Origin of the sequence: Porphyromonas sp. (assembly GCF_030529325.1) — a bacterium.
Taxonomy (GTDB): Bacteria; Bacteroidota; Bacteroidia; order Bacteroidales; family Porphyromonadaceae; genus Porphyromonas_A.
Genome location: NZ_JAUMXC010000049.1, coordinates 1 through 14,511, shown reverse-complemented (window position 1 = coordinate 14,511; position 14,511 = coordinate 1). Strand labels below are relative to the sequence as shown.

Sequence of the window (14,511 nt, the reverse complement as noted above, 5' to 3'; positions counted from 1 at the left end):
CCGCGTGTTTTGAGAGCCTTCAACTCTGCCTCCCAATTCAACGCTCCCTCTGTGGGATGATTCACCACACAAAGCACCTCCCGACTACCGTCAGGAAGCAGCCCCGGCATCGTGTAACAGGCTTCCTGAGCCACACGATCCTCGCGCCGGGTGTAGGCAAATGTCGCATCGATGTACACTGCCGAATAGTGAGGCGACAGTCGGCGTCCCGACCACTTGCAGATCTCCTCTTTACTCGTGTTGGAGAGAAAACCGACTTGCTGCTTACTGTAGTGATAACCATAGATCCGTTCGCACACCGGGCCGATGTCTTCGCACGAAAGACCGCGGGTATAAAGTTCATGAAACAGCAGGGCGCGTTCGCTCTCCCGGCTCGAGAGGATGCCCAAAATCAGAGGTTGAAAATTCCCCGGGCGAGTTCGAGGAATCCGTAATTCAAAGCTACATCCGTAGCCTCGCCGGTGACGAGGACGGAAGCCATTGCACTGTTCTCCCTCATGCTCTTCGACAAAAAGAGCACGTTCTTGCTTCGAAAAAGTGTCCTACATTCATCATCCAAGGCGGATATCAAGGAGCCAATATCACTGATGTCGATGACTCAAAATTGGTTCACGCTCTTCGTGCAGGGCTTGCCATCGACTATGCCTTTGTCACTTCGGATACGTACGAACTCTCTCTCTACAAACCGGTCTTAACTACTCGAGAAGGGAGCTTCATATGAAGAACCTGATGGGGATGTAACGGTGAAAAAAACGTTCAGACTACACTATGTGGATCTGCCCATCCTACTCAATAGCAGATTCAGACTATCCGACACCTCCAATGCCTTTGTCTACTTTGGTCGCTTATGGCTTGTCTGCCAAGTTGTCTCTCAAGCGAGTGAGCGAAAGTACACGGACTGTCGATATAAACCTCTTCAAGGACGGTATGGGAGAAGGGAGCGGAAAAATGTTCAATCCTTTCGATTTTGGTGTTCAGGTAGGTGCAGGTGTTGAGTTCAGTCGTATCATGATCGTTGTCGGTACTCAGTATGGACTCAGAAAACTTTTCGCAACAGACGATTCGGACGCTTCTAAGGTTAAAAATATCAGCTTCTACGCTTCTGTAGGATATAGATTCTGATCGGAGACCTGCGTCAGCGGGTATTCAAAATATATGAGGGCAGAGGACGGATAGATATTCCGTTCTCTGCTTTCATTTTTTGTGTCTTGTCCGATCTTGTGGTTATCTCTTTTCCTCAGCTTTTTGTACCTTTACAGACTGGTCTTTCAAACAAAGACCTCCCTTTGTCTTATGAATCCGAATCCAAACGAATATATAGAAGTACGCAGAGCCAGAGTCAACAATCTCAAGGACGTATCGGTCAAGATCCCTCGTGATCGGCTGGTCGTCGTGACGGGATTGAGTGGTTCGGGAAAGAGCTCGTTGGCTTTTGACACTCTCTATGCCGAGGGGCAGCGCCGGTATGTCGAAAGCCTCAGCGTCTACGCCCGACAGTTTGTCGGAAAGATGGCAAAGCCTGAGTGCGACTATATCTCGGGTATCCCTCCTGCCATCGCAATCCGTCAGTCTGCCGGAGGAGGGCGTTCGCCACGTTCTACGGTAGGGACATCCACAGAGGTGTACGACTATATGAAGATGCTCTTTGCCCGTATCGGTAAGACTATTTCACCTGTAAGTGGAGAAGTGGTGCGTCGTCATACGGTGGCGGATGTGCGGGACTTCGTGTCTATCCTTGATAAGGGAACCAAGTACATGGTGCTTGCTCCTATCATCGTGCCTGCCGATCGCTCGCTGGTGGCTCATCTCCGCCTGCTCATGCAGATAGGATACAGCCGTATTGCTGTCAGGGATGAAGTGGTACGTATAGGGGATTTGGAGGACGAACAAATAGAGGCGTTTGATGAAAAAGACCTCTGGATCGTTGTCGATCGTCTGTCGGCAAACAACGAAGATGAGAGTCTCTCTCAGCGTCTCGGGGATGCTGTGGAGACAGCGTTCTTTGAAGGGCAGGGTAAGGCGACTATCCTTTATGATGCAGGAGAGAAAGGATGGGTGCGCAGGAGTTTTTCAGATATCTTTGAGGCGGACGGCATACGTTTTGAAGAGCCTACCGATAATTTCTTCAGCTTCAACAGCCCCGTGGGAGCGTGCCCTGTGTGTGAGGGCTTCAGCAAGGTGATGGGTATAGACGAAGACCTCGTGATCCCTAACAAAAAACTTTCGGTCTACGACAATGCCGTGGTCTGTTGGCGTGGTGAAAAGATGTCCGTCTGGCTGACGGAGTTCATAGCTTCGAGCCAAAAGTATGACTTCCCCATCCATCGTCCATACAACGAACTCACAGAGGAACAAAAGTATCTGCTCTGGCATGGAGCTTCGGATGTCTACGGTATCGACTCGTTTTTTGAATACTTGGAGACTCAGACATACAAGATGCACTTCCGCATCATGCTCGCTCGTTTCAAAGGTCGCACGACTTGTCCCGAATGCAAGGGTAGACGCTTGAAAAAGGAGGCTTTGTACGTCAAGATCGCAGGGAAGAACATCGCAGATCTCGTAGAGATGCCTATCTCGGAACTAAATGTCTGGATCAAGGGGCTTTCTCTTGATGAACAGGACTTGAAAGTGGGAGAGCGTCTCCTTGAAGAGCTTCGTTTGCGTGTGGCATTGCTTGATGAGATCGGCTTGGGCTATCTGACACTCGATCGTCTCTCCAACACCCTCTCCGGAGGTGAAAGTCAACGTATCGCCCTCTCTACCTCTCTCGGTAGTGGCCTCATAGGCTCTCTGTACATCCTTGATGAACCAAGTATCGGTCTTCACTCCAGAGATACGCACCTGCTCATAGACATCGTGCGCAGATTGGCTGACATGGGCAATACCGTGGTTGTTGTCGAGCATGATGAGGAGATGATACGCGCTGCGGATATGATTATCGATATAGGTCCGGGAGCAGGGTATGAAGGGGGCCGTATCGTCTATCAGGGAAGTCCCACAGACTTGCCTGAGACGTCTCAGAGTCACACGGTCGAGTACCTCTCCGGTCGTGCCAATATCCCTTGGCCTGCGCATCGTCGCACTTGGGACAGATCGATACAAGTGAAGGGAGCCTATCTCCACAACCTCAAGAATGTAGATGTCACAATCCCTCTTGGTGTCATCGCCGTAGTCACAGGTGTGAGCGGATCGGGCAAGAGTTCCTTTGTGAGAGATATCTTTTACGAGGGCATGAAGCGCCTGCTTGACAACGCTCCGATAGACTCCATTGCGTGCGACAGTATTACAGGCAATCTCGCAGATGTCAAAGCCTTGGAGTATGTCGATCAAAATTCGCTCGGCAAGAGTTCTCGTTCCAATCCGGTGACTTATATCGGAGCTTATGACGAGATACGTAAGCTCTTTGCAGCGCAACAGTTGTCCAAGCAAATGGGCTATACTCCCGTCTTTTTCTCCTTCAACAAAGAGGGCGGGCGATGTGAGTACTGCAAGGGTGAAGGTGTCGTGACGGTCGAGATGCAGTTCATGGCCGATATACAGATAGGGTGTGAGGAATGTCACGGCAAGAGGTTTTCGGAAGATGTGCTCGAAGTAAAGTTTGAGGATAAAAATATCAATGACATCCTTGAGATGACAGTCTCCGAGGCAATAGCCTTCTTTACCCTCCACCGCGACAGTCATGCCGAGTGTAAACGCATTGCTACTCTCCTTCAGGCTCTCGAAGACGTGGGACTTGGTTATGTTAAGCTTGGTCAGAACTCCTCTTCACTCTCCGGTGGAGAAAGCCAGCGTGTCAAACTGGCTTACTATATAGCCGGCGTCAAGAGAGAAAAGACACTCTTCATCTTTGATGAGCCTACGACAGGACTTCACGTGCACGATGTCCATGTGCTGATGGAAGCTTTTAATGCTCTCTTGCGGAAGGGACACTCGCTCCTCATCGTAGAGCACAATATGGAAGTCATCAAATGTGCGGACTATGTCATAGACCTTGGTCCTGAGGGTGGTAAAGACGGGGGACATCTTGTTTATAGTGGTACTCCCGAAGGGATGATGAATGTCCCCGAGTCTTATACAGGCAAGTATCTCAAGGAAAAGTTTGACAGCGATCACAGGTGATCTGCCGACTTTGGCGACTTTCCGCTCTATGACCGAAGCTCACTTACATTACATCTGGAAAAACAGGCTCTTCGACAGGCTTACCGTCGGAGACGAAAGAGTACGTGTACTCAAGGTCGGACAGCACAATCTCTGTGATGGCCCCGACTTCAGCCTTGCGCGGGTCGCATGGCAGGATATCGAGTGGTGCGGATCTGTGGAGATGCACCTGAGAGCCTCCGATTGGGGCAGACACGCTCACGACAATGATCCTCGTTACGATGGTGTGGTACTTCATGTGGTGTTGGATGATGACGCAAGGGTCTTGAATACCAAGGGGGAGCAAGTTCCCACGGCTGTCATGCACATTTCTTCCGAACTTATTGATCGTATGGAGACGATGGACATCGCCAATGCCGCCCTGCGGTGTGCTCCGGAGGTAAGTGAAGTCTCCGCTCTCAAGGTCCATAGCATCCTCGACAGGCTTGCTGTCGAGCGCTTACAGGCAAAGGTCGTTGCTTTTGCAGAGCGTGCGGATGACGACAGTTACCACTCCCTTTTTTATCATACCCTGATGCGCTATCTTGGGGCGCACAGCAACAACGATGCCATGACTCTCGTGGCTCAACATCTCCCTTACATCTTTTTGAAAAAACACGCCGGTGATATCATTGCTTTGGAAGCGATGCTTCTCGGTCAGGCCGCTCTGATCAGTGACGACCCCCGCGATGACTACGAAGCCCGACTCAGGGACGAGTACCTGTTCTATGCACGTAAGTTTGATCTTTCACCCGTGCCAAAAGGATTGTTCCGCAAGCTCCGTGTGCGCCCGTACTCCTATCCTGCTCGCCGTCTCGCCATCATGGCAGCACTCATCACACAAGAGTCTCGTATCATGACTGCTATTGCGGAGTCGGATCAGGCAGTCCTTGCAGACCTCTTATCTACCCCACCATCAGAGTATTGGTGCCGACACTATGACTTCGGGCACGAGTCCGGAAGAAAAATGGGCGGTGTCGGAGATAGCACCGTGCGTTTGCTTCTTATCAATGCCATCATCCCGACAGCCTACCATTACCACAGTATCCAAGGCAATACATCCAAAGCTCTTGAAGCCGCAGAATGGTTGGCAAAACTCTCCGCGGAGGACAACCATATCGTCCGACTTTTTGACAAACAAGGAATCTCCCCGCGTCATGCCTCCGACTCCCAGGCCATCATACATCTCTACAACTCATACTGTACTCAAGGTGGCTGCTTGAGATGTCCCGTCGCCCCTGAGATCTTCCGCGCTCTCACCGGCAGGTCGAGGTAAGCTCTTTTCCCCAAATCTATGTTTTCCCCAATATCTTACATCGAGAGTCTGCACAAGACTCTTGGACTCGTCTCTGAATAACGCTTCCAAAGGGACTCAAAAAGGGAGTCTAACTTGATGCGTCAAGTCAGACTCCTGACTTTCTCAAGTTAGACTCCTGAATTTTGACAGATGTACATCTTGTTATCGTGGAACGCCACAGAGATAATGAAGGTCAGGATCTGTCGAGGAGTTTTTTCAACTCTTGGAGGGCAAATCCTCGGGTTTCGGCCAGGGCTATCAGTTCTCGAGATAGAAAAAGCATCTCTCCCTTTGCTTTTATCGAGTGATGGTACATGAAAGTCTCTGCCCATGGGGTGGCAAAGATCTTGGATAGCATGTAAGCCAGAAGGGGTAAGGGCACAAGCCCGACATAGCGAAACTTGCCCGGAGTGATGCCTATGCCCGACTTGCGGATAAAGCCGAATGTTTCCTTCAGTGCCTTGCTCACCTGCATGAGCGCAGGCTTGTTGGATGCCAAGGAGTAGTTGTCTCCACCATCGTAGTAAAATCCCAATGCCAGAGGACAGACGAGCGCCAAGTGCGTCTTTTGCCAAGCATCCATCTTGTTGGATATTTCGGTCGGGAAGCCTGCCCGGCTGAGTATGTCGAGGAGTGTTTTGAGTCGAGGAGTCCTGCCCTTACCGATCTCACCGATGGTAGTCGGTTGTACAGAGCGTGTCGTGATGTCGTACCGTACTATACCGTCCTCTATCGTACCACCTGCCCCCGGAAAGGCGGGGATGACTCTTCCCTTGCCGATAGCGTCCTCCCAGTGGCTGTACCCCCTTGCGTTATTGACCATGAATACGACATTTTTTGACTTGTTTTGTGCGAGGTTAGGCAAGGCATCCTCTACCTGATCGGCTCTCACGGCAACCAGTATATAGTCATATATGTCATCGGGGTTAAGGGTTGAGATGACACTTACCTCTACTTTTTCCTTGCCTTGCTGTCCTTGTCTGAGGCATAGACCATTGGTTTTGAGTTCTTCATATCGTCTGCCTCGAGCCAGAAGTGTCACATCGTGACCTCTTTTGGCCAACAAACCTCCGTATATCGACCCTATCACTCCTGCTCCGAAGATCAAGATGCGTTGAGTCGGGATATGCTCCTCTCTATGTGTCTGAAGTCTGCTCATCACTGTTGTTTTTATGGTACGAAGAGTCCTGTCTTGCGTCAATGAGTCCTCGAGATCGGTCGTCATGAAATCTCTTGAGGCATGGGACTCCCTTATACTGAGACAAATATAGGAGATATTTTTACTTTTTGTGAGACTCCTCCGGTGCTTTTCTCCGCTGTCGAATATAGAGAGCATCGATACGTGGGAGACTGTGTTCGGATAAATATCCGTGAAGAAAGTGCAGTGTGTAGAGCCCTGATGATATGTTACATGACCTTAAAACGGTAGCTCTAAAGCGAGAGGTACTAAAAATTTTTGTAGCTTTGCGCAGTAAACCTCCCTGCGCAAGAGTAGGGAGTAGTATATTATGATTTAGTAAGAAAGGTCGTTATGTCAGATAAAAGCTCTGTCGCGCCTGAGCGCTGTCCTCATTTGTCCAATTTGGTACCGGAGCTTTGGGATTTATTGGGGGAGCAGGAGCGAGAACAACTCTTGATTGCAGTTTCGTTTTATCTTTTCAAGAAGGGTGAGGTGATCTATGAAGCAGGGACAAGTCCCATGTATTGCTATATCCTCGCCAAAGGACAGGTAAAGGTATGTAAAAGTGGGGTGGGGGATAAAAGCCAAATATTGAGGATGATACGTCCTGATGATTTCTTTGGCTACCAATCCTACTTCGCCTCTCAACCTCATACGAGTAGTGCCATCGCCATCGATCGCAGCATCGTGTGTATGGTGCCCATCCAGATACTTGAAAATATCATCCTTTCCAACCCCAAGGTGGGCCTCTTCTTCATCCAACGCATTTCCCGCAAACTCTACGAGACAGACCGACTCACGATAAGCCTTGCTCAGAAGCATACCAGAGGACGTCTTGCCGAGGCATTGCTCATGCTCAGAGGAAAATACGGACTGGAGCAGGACAATGCCACCATCAGCATCTACCTCTCTCGTCAGGAGCTTGCCAACCTTTCCAACATGACGACAAGCAATGCTATACGTACCCTATACTCCTTTGAGGAAGAGCACGCGATAGCCCTTGACGGTCGTAAGATCAAGATACTCAATGAGGAAAAACTGAGGGCCATCAGCAAGATGGGATAGATCGAGTCTCATTGTTCGAGCTGTTCCTCTCTCTTTTTAACCTTATCAGCCTTTTGACCATATCCTATGACGCATAGAACAGACCTCAACAACAGTGCCACTTACGAGTTGGCTCATGCTCCGATACCGAAGCTGCTGAGGTCTTATGCCATCCCTGCCGTGGTGGCTACGATGGTCAATTCCCTATACAACATCGTGGATCGTATGTTTATCGGCCATGGGGTCGACAGTCTCGCTATTTCAGGGCTTGCGATCACTTTTCCCATCCTCATTTTTTTACAGGCTTTCGGCCTGCTGATAGGTGTGGGTGCTGCTGCTCGCATCTCTATACTCTTGGGGCAGAAAGAGCCGGAGAAGGCTGAAAATCTCCTCGGCAATGCCTTTGTGCTCTCCATTCTCTTTTCTGTCTCTACCATAGCTCTTTGCATGATCTTCCTCGATCCGTTGCTCAAGAGCTTCGGGGCTACCGATGTGACACTGCCTTATGCCCGGGAGTATCTCCGGATAGCCCTGCCCGGCAATATATTTGCCAACCTGTGCTTTGCCTACAACTCCGTCATGAGAGCTTCGGGCTATCCCACCAAAGCGATGACGACGATGATCATCGGGGCTCTTATCAATATCGTACTCGACTTTGTGTTTATTTTCATCTTTGATATGGGTATCAGAGGAGCTGCAGCAGCCACGGTGATAGCTATGTTTGTGGGGATGTGCTATGTCATGGCGCATTTCCTCAGGTCGGACAGTCTCATCAAACTGAAGGTCAAAAATTTCGGATTGCGCAAGGAGTACGTCATCGCCATTGTCTCGATAGGTATGGCACCCTTTGCCGTCCAGTTTTCGAGCAGTTTTGTCTCCGTGGTTTTCAATAAGGTCATCTATATGCATGGGGATGACTATGCCATGGGAGCCTACGGTATACAGAATAGCTTTGGTATGCTCATCGTCATGCTTATGCTCGGAGTCTCTCAGGGGATGCAACCTATCGTGGGATTCAACTACGGAGCAGGTCGTTTGGACAGGATGAAAGAGGCTTTCCGGCTGTCATCCCTTGCCAATCTCATCATCGGTCTTGTCGGAGTGGCATTGGCTCTCTTCATTCCCGACCTTATAGCCAAAGCATTTACCGATGATCCCAAGATGGTAGATATCTCCGCCAATGCTTTGAGGCTCGTGATGTGGGCTCTGTGGGGTGTGGGCTTTCAGATGTCTGCAACTCAGTTTTTCCAAAGTATCGGGCATGCCAAAAAGTCCATATTTCTCTCCTTGTCGAGATATGCTTTTTTCCTCTTGCCGGTGCTTTTGATCTTACCCAACTATATAGGTCTCAACGGAGTATGGTTGTCATTCCCTATCGCTGATGTCGGAGCTTCCATACTTTCCGGCATCCTCATATACAGGTTTATGAAACGACTTCCCGATTCGCCCGCTCCCGAGATCTGAGAGTGGCTGAGGGGTATACTTTAATTTCAATCTATGATATTATGCATGTTTTTCTACTTTCACTCATAGGGCAGACCATCTTCAACCTGCTGCTGATCCTTCTCCTCTTCAAGGCCACGAAACCGCGTACGCTTATGCGTTATATCGGTCTGGGATCGATTGCCTTCGAATATGTTGTCTTTTTGATTCTCTTTGCTCTCCGTTCGCATTTGACTCAGGAGACGATCAAGTACGTCCTAAGGATATTCAACAACTATTACGTGGGGCTGATGATCTTCCTCACCTTCACTGCCTTTGTCTTTCTGGCGATATACATTGTGAGTTTTCTTTTCCGAGAAAAGGAAGCTCGCCGGGCTATCAAGAAGCGTTGGTACAAGAGGGTTTTCATCATCATGATCCCTGTGACGGCATTGCTCTGCGTCTGGGGACACTACAATACCGTATCTCCTCGCGTCATAAGGCACGAGATACACCTGCCTCGTACAGCCAATACGCCTGAAAGTCTCAAGATCGTCTTCGTGTCAGATCCCCATATCGGAGAGATCATCTCTCTGAAAGACATCCAACGTCTCAGAGACATGACACGTAGGGAAGATCCTGATTTTGTGCTCCTTGGGGGCGATATTCTCGACTACTATACCTCTTACGCTTATGAGCCCGGTGTCTCCGAGGCCATGAGGGAGTTGCATCGGGATCAGTCCAAGATCTTCTATGTCAATGGTAATCATGAGTATTACCACGAAAGAGAGGAAAAAGAAGCCTGGTTCAGGACTCTCGGGACATTTCTCAAAGACTCTGTCGTCTCCCTTGCTCCCGATGTCTATCTCATAGGTCGGGATGACCATATGAACAAAGAGAGAGCCGATCTCCGAAGTCTGAAAGCTGCCATACCCCGTGATGCCGTGACGATCGTCCTCGATCACCAGCCTAAAAATGTGGTAGAGGAGAGAGAAGAGGGTGTACACCTCGCTCTCCATGGTCACACGCACGATGGGCAGTTTGTCCCCTTCAAGTGGGTTGTGTCGGCTGCATTTGAGCAGTCCTACGGACTATACTCCGAGGGAGGAACCACATATTGTATCTCATCAGGTTATGGAGTGGCAGCATCGACATTCAGGGTCGGCACACGATCTGAGATTGTAGTGTTGACACTCGTGTTTGACAGAGAGTAAAGTCTCCAAGAAATAACATGAGGAAGGCTGCGAATCGAAGCCTTTGCCTCTGTGATCGAAAGTCGTCTGATTTTGACTCATCAAGTCAGACGTTTTTTTAATAGAGAAAGCAGCTTGTATTTTTTGCTCATCATGCTTCGTTTGATGATATTGACCGAAAGTCCATCTTCAGAGTTCAGAACTGTGAAGTTTGGCAGTGTGCAACAAAAACTGTAATTTTGTCTGCTTAAAAGATTTAGATGACAAATCAAGGATAATATAATCATACAATATAACATACTCCTATGAACATCTCATTTGTAGAGAAGAAAGACAACTTCGCTCGCATCGAGCTCAAGATTGCAAAAGAAGACTATCAGGAAGCCGTCGAAAATGGTCTCAAGAAGATACGTCGCAACGCAAGTATCCCCGGATTCCGTAAGGGTGCCGTACCTGCAGGTATGATCAAGAAGATGTACGGAGACAGCGTCAAGATCGAAGAGGTACAAAATATCGTCTCTGAAAAGCTATATGACTTCATCGTCTCTGAAAAGCTCAAGACTATCGGACAGACTATCGCAACTCCGGGTTCTGAGCCTGTCGATATCGTCAAGGCTGAGGACATGACTTTCACCTTCGATCAAGCTCTCATCCCTGAGATCAAGAATCTTCTTGGCAAGGAAGACAACTTCACTTACTACCGTGCTACTGCAAGCGATGAGATGATAGAGGATACACTCTGGCAGTCTCTCGAGGGTGCGGGCCAGCGTGTAGATGCTGATAACATCGAAGCAGAAGATGTCGTGCGTGGTACTATCGCTGAACTTGAGGGTGATCTTCCAAAAGAAGGTGGTATCCGTCGTGAGAAGAATGCTATCATCCTCCCTGCATACATGAAGGATGAGGAAGAGAGAGCTAAGTTCATCGGTGCTCCTCGCAACAGCGTTGTGATCTTCTCTCCATTCAAGGCTTACGGTGGTACAGCTTCTGAAATCGCTTCTCTCCTTGGTGTCGAAAAGGATATCGTGCCTTCTCTCGAAGGTGTGGAGTTCAGCTTTGAAGTCGAATCTATCTCTCGTCACCAAAAAGCTGAGATGAATCAGGAGTTTTTTGACAAGGTATTTGGCGAAGGTGAAGTGAAGAGCGAAGACGAAGCTCGTGCTAAGATCAAAGCATTCCTCGAAACACGCACAGAAGCTGATACCAACTTCAAGCTCCTCAATGATGTCAAGGAATACATCAGAGCCAACAAGATTGCATCTATCGAACTTGACGAACCTACAATCAAGGCTTGGTGGACAAGCACAGATGCAGTCAAGAACTCTACTCCTGAGAAGATCGATGAGATGTTCCCACGCCTCATCGAAGACCTCAAAGTAGATCTCTTCATCGAAGCTCTTGTTGAAAAGTATGATGTCAAAGTAGAAGATAAGGAAATCGAGGACTTTGCTAAGGAAATGGTACGCATGCAGTTCCGCCAATATGGCATGAACTCGATGCCTGAAGATCTCATCGATCAATACTCTAAGAACATGCTCAAGGAGCGTAACGCTTACACCGGCGTGAAAGAGTCAATCAAGGAACAAAAGGTAGTGATAAATCTAAAGGATGATGTTACACTCAACGAGCAGATCATGACGTTCGAAGAGTTTAACTCTATGATTAACCCTGCTTCTGCAGCTCCACAGACTGAAGAAGCTGTTGCTGAGTAATAGACAGGTGAAATGCTGTGCCTGATGCATAGCTGTTTCATCTCAACCAAACACTTCCTATGTAGACAGACATTGATGGTGCTTATCATCAATGTCCGTCTTTTTTATGTGCTTTGTATACTGCAATTGGTAGGATTGTGCTAAATTGTAACACAATATGTGAAATTCTACCGGAGATGGTTGCTAAATAACATGATTATGAATGCTAAGATATTGATGACCCTTGTAGGTTTATTTCTGAGCTTCAGTGTATTGTCTCAGACACCCGCGCAGCAAAGGCTTGTGAAAAATGTGCAGGCAGAGTATCAAGCTGCAAAAGGAATCCTTGCCAAGATTGATAAGACCGAGTCCGATCTCCCCGAACCTGTCAGTATCGGGGATAAGTCCTACGATGTCATCCGTCTCGACGATATCAAACTCGCCTATGTCAACAGCCCCTACCCAAAGTTGAACGTATCTCTCTATTTTGAGTTTGTCGCCGAAGGAGACACCCGTACCTATCGTCCTCTTATGGCAATTGTTTCGAAAAAGGATGTCCCCATGCATTCTCTGTATCAAGAGTATTTATTTAAGGATGGAGCGTTGCGCTTTGCCTTTGACTATGAGGCTTGTTGCGGTGGGGAAATGAGATACTATGTGGGTAAGGATGTAGAGTATATCAAGGTCGATGATCCGGAAGAGGAGATATCTCAGGAGAGTGTCGATACCTTTAGGCAGAACGCTATGACCCTCATCGAACTATTGGATATGATGATGAAGATGTCCCATTTCGGTATTTGATCAATAAGGATAGATAAAATGAACATAATACTCAGGGTTGTCGCAAGTTGCTTTGTGACAATGAGTCTTGTCGGCTGTTTGTCAACGCCCAAAGAGAAAATTGTCCTCCACACCCTCCAAGGTGACGGAGGCAGTATCCTCATAGCTATGGATGCAGACTCCAACGAAAGAGATAAGGTCTGGATAGATCTTAATGACAATGGAGTGAAGGATGAGGGAGAGAGTGTGACTCGGTTTTGTGATACTATCCCCGAGGACGGACGAAGTACAGAGGATGTTTATGTCGAGTATGCCGTACAGTCCGCAGAGGTTGTCATACATGGTAAACTGACGATGTTATCCTGTGTCAGTTCGAGCCTTGATGAATTGGACGTCTCTCATGCTCCATCTCTTCGTACTCTTATATGTAAGTACAATCAACTCGAAAGCCTTGATCTTTCAGCAAATACGGCACTTGAGTATCTCGACTGCGGAAGCAATAGGTTTAAGTATATTGATCTGAATACCAACCGGAAACTGCACACGCTCAGGATCAACGACTGCAAACTTGAAGCTCTTGATGTATCCGAGATGCCGGATTTGGAGGAACTTGTATGTGCCGGAAACTTCCTTACTCAACTCGATGTGAGCAAAAACAAATCCCTGCGCTCCTTGTACTGTTATCACTCCTCCCTGACCGAGCTTGATCTGAGTGAAAATAAAGAGCTCACCAAACTAATCTGTGGCAACACTCATATCACAACACTTGATCTGAGTCATAACAATGCGTTGGTCTATTTAAAGTGCCTGAGAGCTCCCCTTCACGCAATTAAGATAGGGCCAGCATCTGCTCTGAAGTACGTCTTTATTCCTCGTAACAACATGGATAAGGATGCCCTTGAGACCCTCTTCGCAACCTTGCCACGCCATGGGGGAGTGCTCTGTGTTGATCTGAACCCCGGGGCTACAGACGCCAACGTCTCAATTGCTCACGAAAACGGCTGGGCCGACATCTCCGCCGAAGAACTCGCGCTATCTGACTTTGACGGTATAGAGTTTTAAAGCTTACATTCTCGTTCTGCAGATACAAGGGAGATGAAAGGACTCTTTATCCAACTGTTTTCTTTGTTGCTATTCTATCTGTTTTTAGGTTGTATGTCGGACAGGCAGATTTTGGGGAAAGTGAAGAATCTGTTAATTGATTTCGGGTGGGAATGGAGTGTAAGCAATATTTTATGGACAGGGTTGACGCATTAAAAATCGAGTTGGATTATTTTGCCGGGAGACATTCGCCCCAAGTTCAACATCATTCTGGGAATAGAAGACTTATTTTTCCGCTTAATTTGCTGAAGTAGATAGAGATTTACCTTCTGTATTAAGTCCATAATCTGAGGAACATCACGTACCCTTTTACGAGAGTCATCTTGCAGGAGAAAGACATCAAGACAATAGTGCAGCTTGTTTTAAATGGTAGTGTCCAAAAAAGTGTTTAAGGTTAGTTGTTCCTTTTATTCCCGGGGTAACCCCGGGGATAAAAAACTTTGAGTTTTTCGGGTTATTACTCATTCTATTTGATACTCCGGTCTTGGAAATAGGGCAATCTCCTTGCGTAAGTCCTTTCGGTCATCTCTCGGGCAACAGATCCCAAGAGAAAGACGACGGCATCAGCCGAGGGAAGAGCCCCACGCATTCGCAACGTGTGCTTATAACTCCGATTGAGACGCTCCACCCGATTTGTCGAGTAAATCATACGACGAACCCCTTCCG

The 14,511-nt window shown here is 48.1% G+C and carries 11 protein-coding genes and 1 pseudogene; 9 read left to right on the top strand and 3 right to left on the bottom strand.

From position 1 onward, the window contains the following. A pseudogene (locus Q4A14_RS07455) lies at positions 1-440 on the bottom strand (transposase); the annotation flags it as partial. 328 nt (positions 441-768) lie between these two features. Here Q4A14_RS07455 and Q4A14_RS07450 point away from each other — a divergent pair. The 3 genes from Q4A14_RS07450 (at position 769) to Q4A14_RS07440 (ending at position 5,413) form a co-directional block, all read left to right on the top strand. After that, positions 769-1,122: a hypothetical protein gene (locus tag Q4A14_RS07450; RefSeq protein ID WP_303171114.1), complete on the top strand. Its 354-nt coding sequence runs from the start codon at positions 769-771 to the stop codon at positions 1,120-1,122. 171 nt (positions 1,123-1,293) lie between these two features. Beyond that, positions 1,294-4,119, top strand: coding sequence for an excinuclease ABC subunit UvrA (gene uvrA, locus Q4A14_RS07445; protein WP_303171113.1), 2,826 nt, complete (start codon positions 1,294-1,296; stop codon positions 4,117-4,119). Continuing rightward, positions 4,100-5,413 (top strand): DUF2851 family protein, encoded by a 1,314-nt coding sequence (locus Q4A14_RS07440; protein ID WP_303171111.1) that lies wholly within the window; start codon positions 4,100-4,102, stop codon positions 5,411-5,413. The genes uvrA and Q4A14_RS07440 overlap by 20 nt, the downstream gene beginning before the upstream one ends. 214 nt (positions 5,414-5,627) lie before the next feature. Here Q4A14_RS07440 and Q4A14_RS07435 read toward each other — a convergent pair whose 3' ends face one another. Beyond that, positions 5,628-6,659 (bottom strand): ketopantoate reductase family protein, encoded by a 1,032-nt coding sequence (locus Q4A14_RS07435; RefSeq protein WP_303171109.1) that lies wholly within the window; start codon positions 6,657-6,659, stop codon positions 5,628-5,630. Between the two features lie 306 nt (positions 6,660-6,965). Here Q4A14_RS07435 and Q4A14_RS07430 point away from each other — a divergent pair, with 306 nt between their 5' ends. From Q4A14_RS07430 to Q4A14_RS07405, 6 genes are all read left to right on the top strand, one after another. Beyond that, on the top strand, positions 6,966-7,679 hold the full coding sequence (locus Q4A14_RS07430; protein ID WP_303171108.1) for a Crp/Fnr family transcriptional regulator: 714 nt from the start codon (positions 6,966-6,968) through the stop codon (positions 7,677-7,679). 66 nt (positions 7,680-7,745) lie between these two features. Then, on the top strand, positions 7,746-9,122 hold the full coding sequence (locus Q4A14_RS07425; RefSeq protein WP_303171106.1) for an MATE family efflux transporter: 1,377 nt from the start codon (positions 7,746-7,748) through the stop codon (positions 9,120-9,122). Positions 9,123-9,163: 41 nt separating this feature from the next. After that, positions 9,164-10,294: a metallophosphoesterase gene (locus Q4A14_RS07420; RefSeq protein ID WP_303171105.1), complete on the top strand. Its 1,131-nt coding sequence runs from the start codon at positions 9,164-9,166 to the stop codon at positions 10,292-10,294. A 284-nt stretch (positions 10,295-10,578) separates the two neighbouring features. Further along, positions 10,579-11,985: a trigger factor gene (locus Q4A14_RS07415; protein ID WP_303171103.1), complete on the top strand. Its 1,407-nt coding sequence runs from the start codon at positions 10,579-10,581 to the stop codon at positions 11,983-11,985. Between the two features lie 198 nt (positions 11,986-12,183). Next, a complete protein-coding gene (locus Q4A14_RS07410) occupies positions 12,184-12,765 on the top strand; it encodes a hypothetical protein (protein ID WP_303171102.1) in 582 nt (193 codons plus the stop codon). An 18-nt stretch (positions 12,766-12,783) separates the two neighbouring features. Further along, positions 12,784-13,806: a leucine-rich repeat domain-containing protein gene (locus Q4A14_RS07405; protein ID WP_303171100.1), complete on the top strand. Its 1,023-nt coding sequence runs from the start codon at positions 12,784-12,786 to the stop codon at positions 13,804-13,806. A gap of 505 nt (positions 13,807-14,311) precedes the next feature. On the opposite strand, the gene Q4A14_RS07400 is transcribed toward Q4A14_RS07405, so the two are convergent. Then, positions 14,312-14,511: transposase (locus Q4A14_RS07400; protein ID WP_303171098.1), on the bottom strand; the 200-nt coding region annotated here is incomplete at its 5' end.

Bases quoted from the DNA above. Each gene is read 5' to 3' on its own strand.
- Q4A14_RS07415 (WP_303171103.1), top strand. From the start codon at position 10,579: ATGAACATCTCATTTGTAGAGAAGAAAGACAACTTCGCTCGCATCGAG.
- Q4A14_RS07450 (WP_303171114.1), top strand. From the start codon at position 769: ATGTGGATCTGCCCATCCTACTCAATAGCAGATTCAGACTATCCGACA.
- uvrA (WP_303171113.1), top strand. From the start codon at position 1,294: ATGAATCCGAATCCAAACGAATATATAGAAGTACGCAGAGCCAGAGTC.
- Q4A14_RS07430 (WP_303171108.1), top strand. From the start codon at position 6,966: ATGTCAGATAAAAGCTCTGTCGCGCCTGAGCGCTGTCCTCATTTGTCC.
- Q4A14_RS07420 (WP_303171105.1), top strand. From the start codon at position 9,164: ATGCATGTTTTTCTACTTTCACTCATAGGGCAGACCATCTTCAACCTG.
- Q4A14_RS07405 (WP_303171100.1), top strand. From the start codon at position 12,784: ATGAACATAATACTCAGGGTTGTCGCAAGTTGCTTTGTGACAATGAGT.
- Q4A14_RS07425 (WP_303171106.1), top strand. From the start codon at position 7,746: ATGACGCATAGAACAGACCTCAACAACAGTGCCACTTACGAGTTGGCT.
- Q4A14_RS07410 (WP_303171102.1), top strand. From the start codon at position 12,184: ATGAATGCTAAGATATTGATGACCCTTGTAGGTTTATTTCTGAGCTTC.
- Q4A14_RS07435 (WP_303171109.1), bottom strand. From the start codon at position 6,659: ATGACGACCGATCTCGAGGACTCATTGACGCAAGACAGGACTCTTCGT.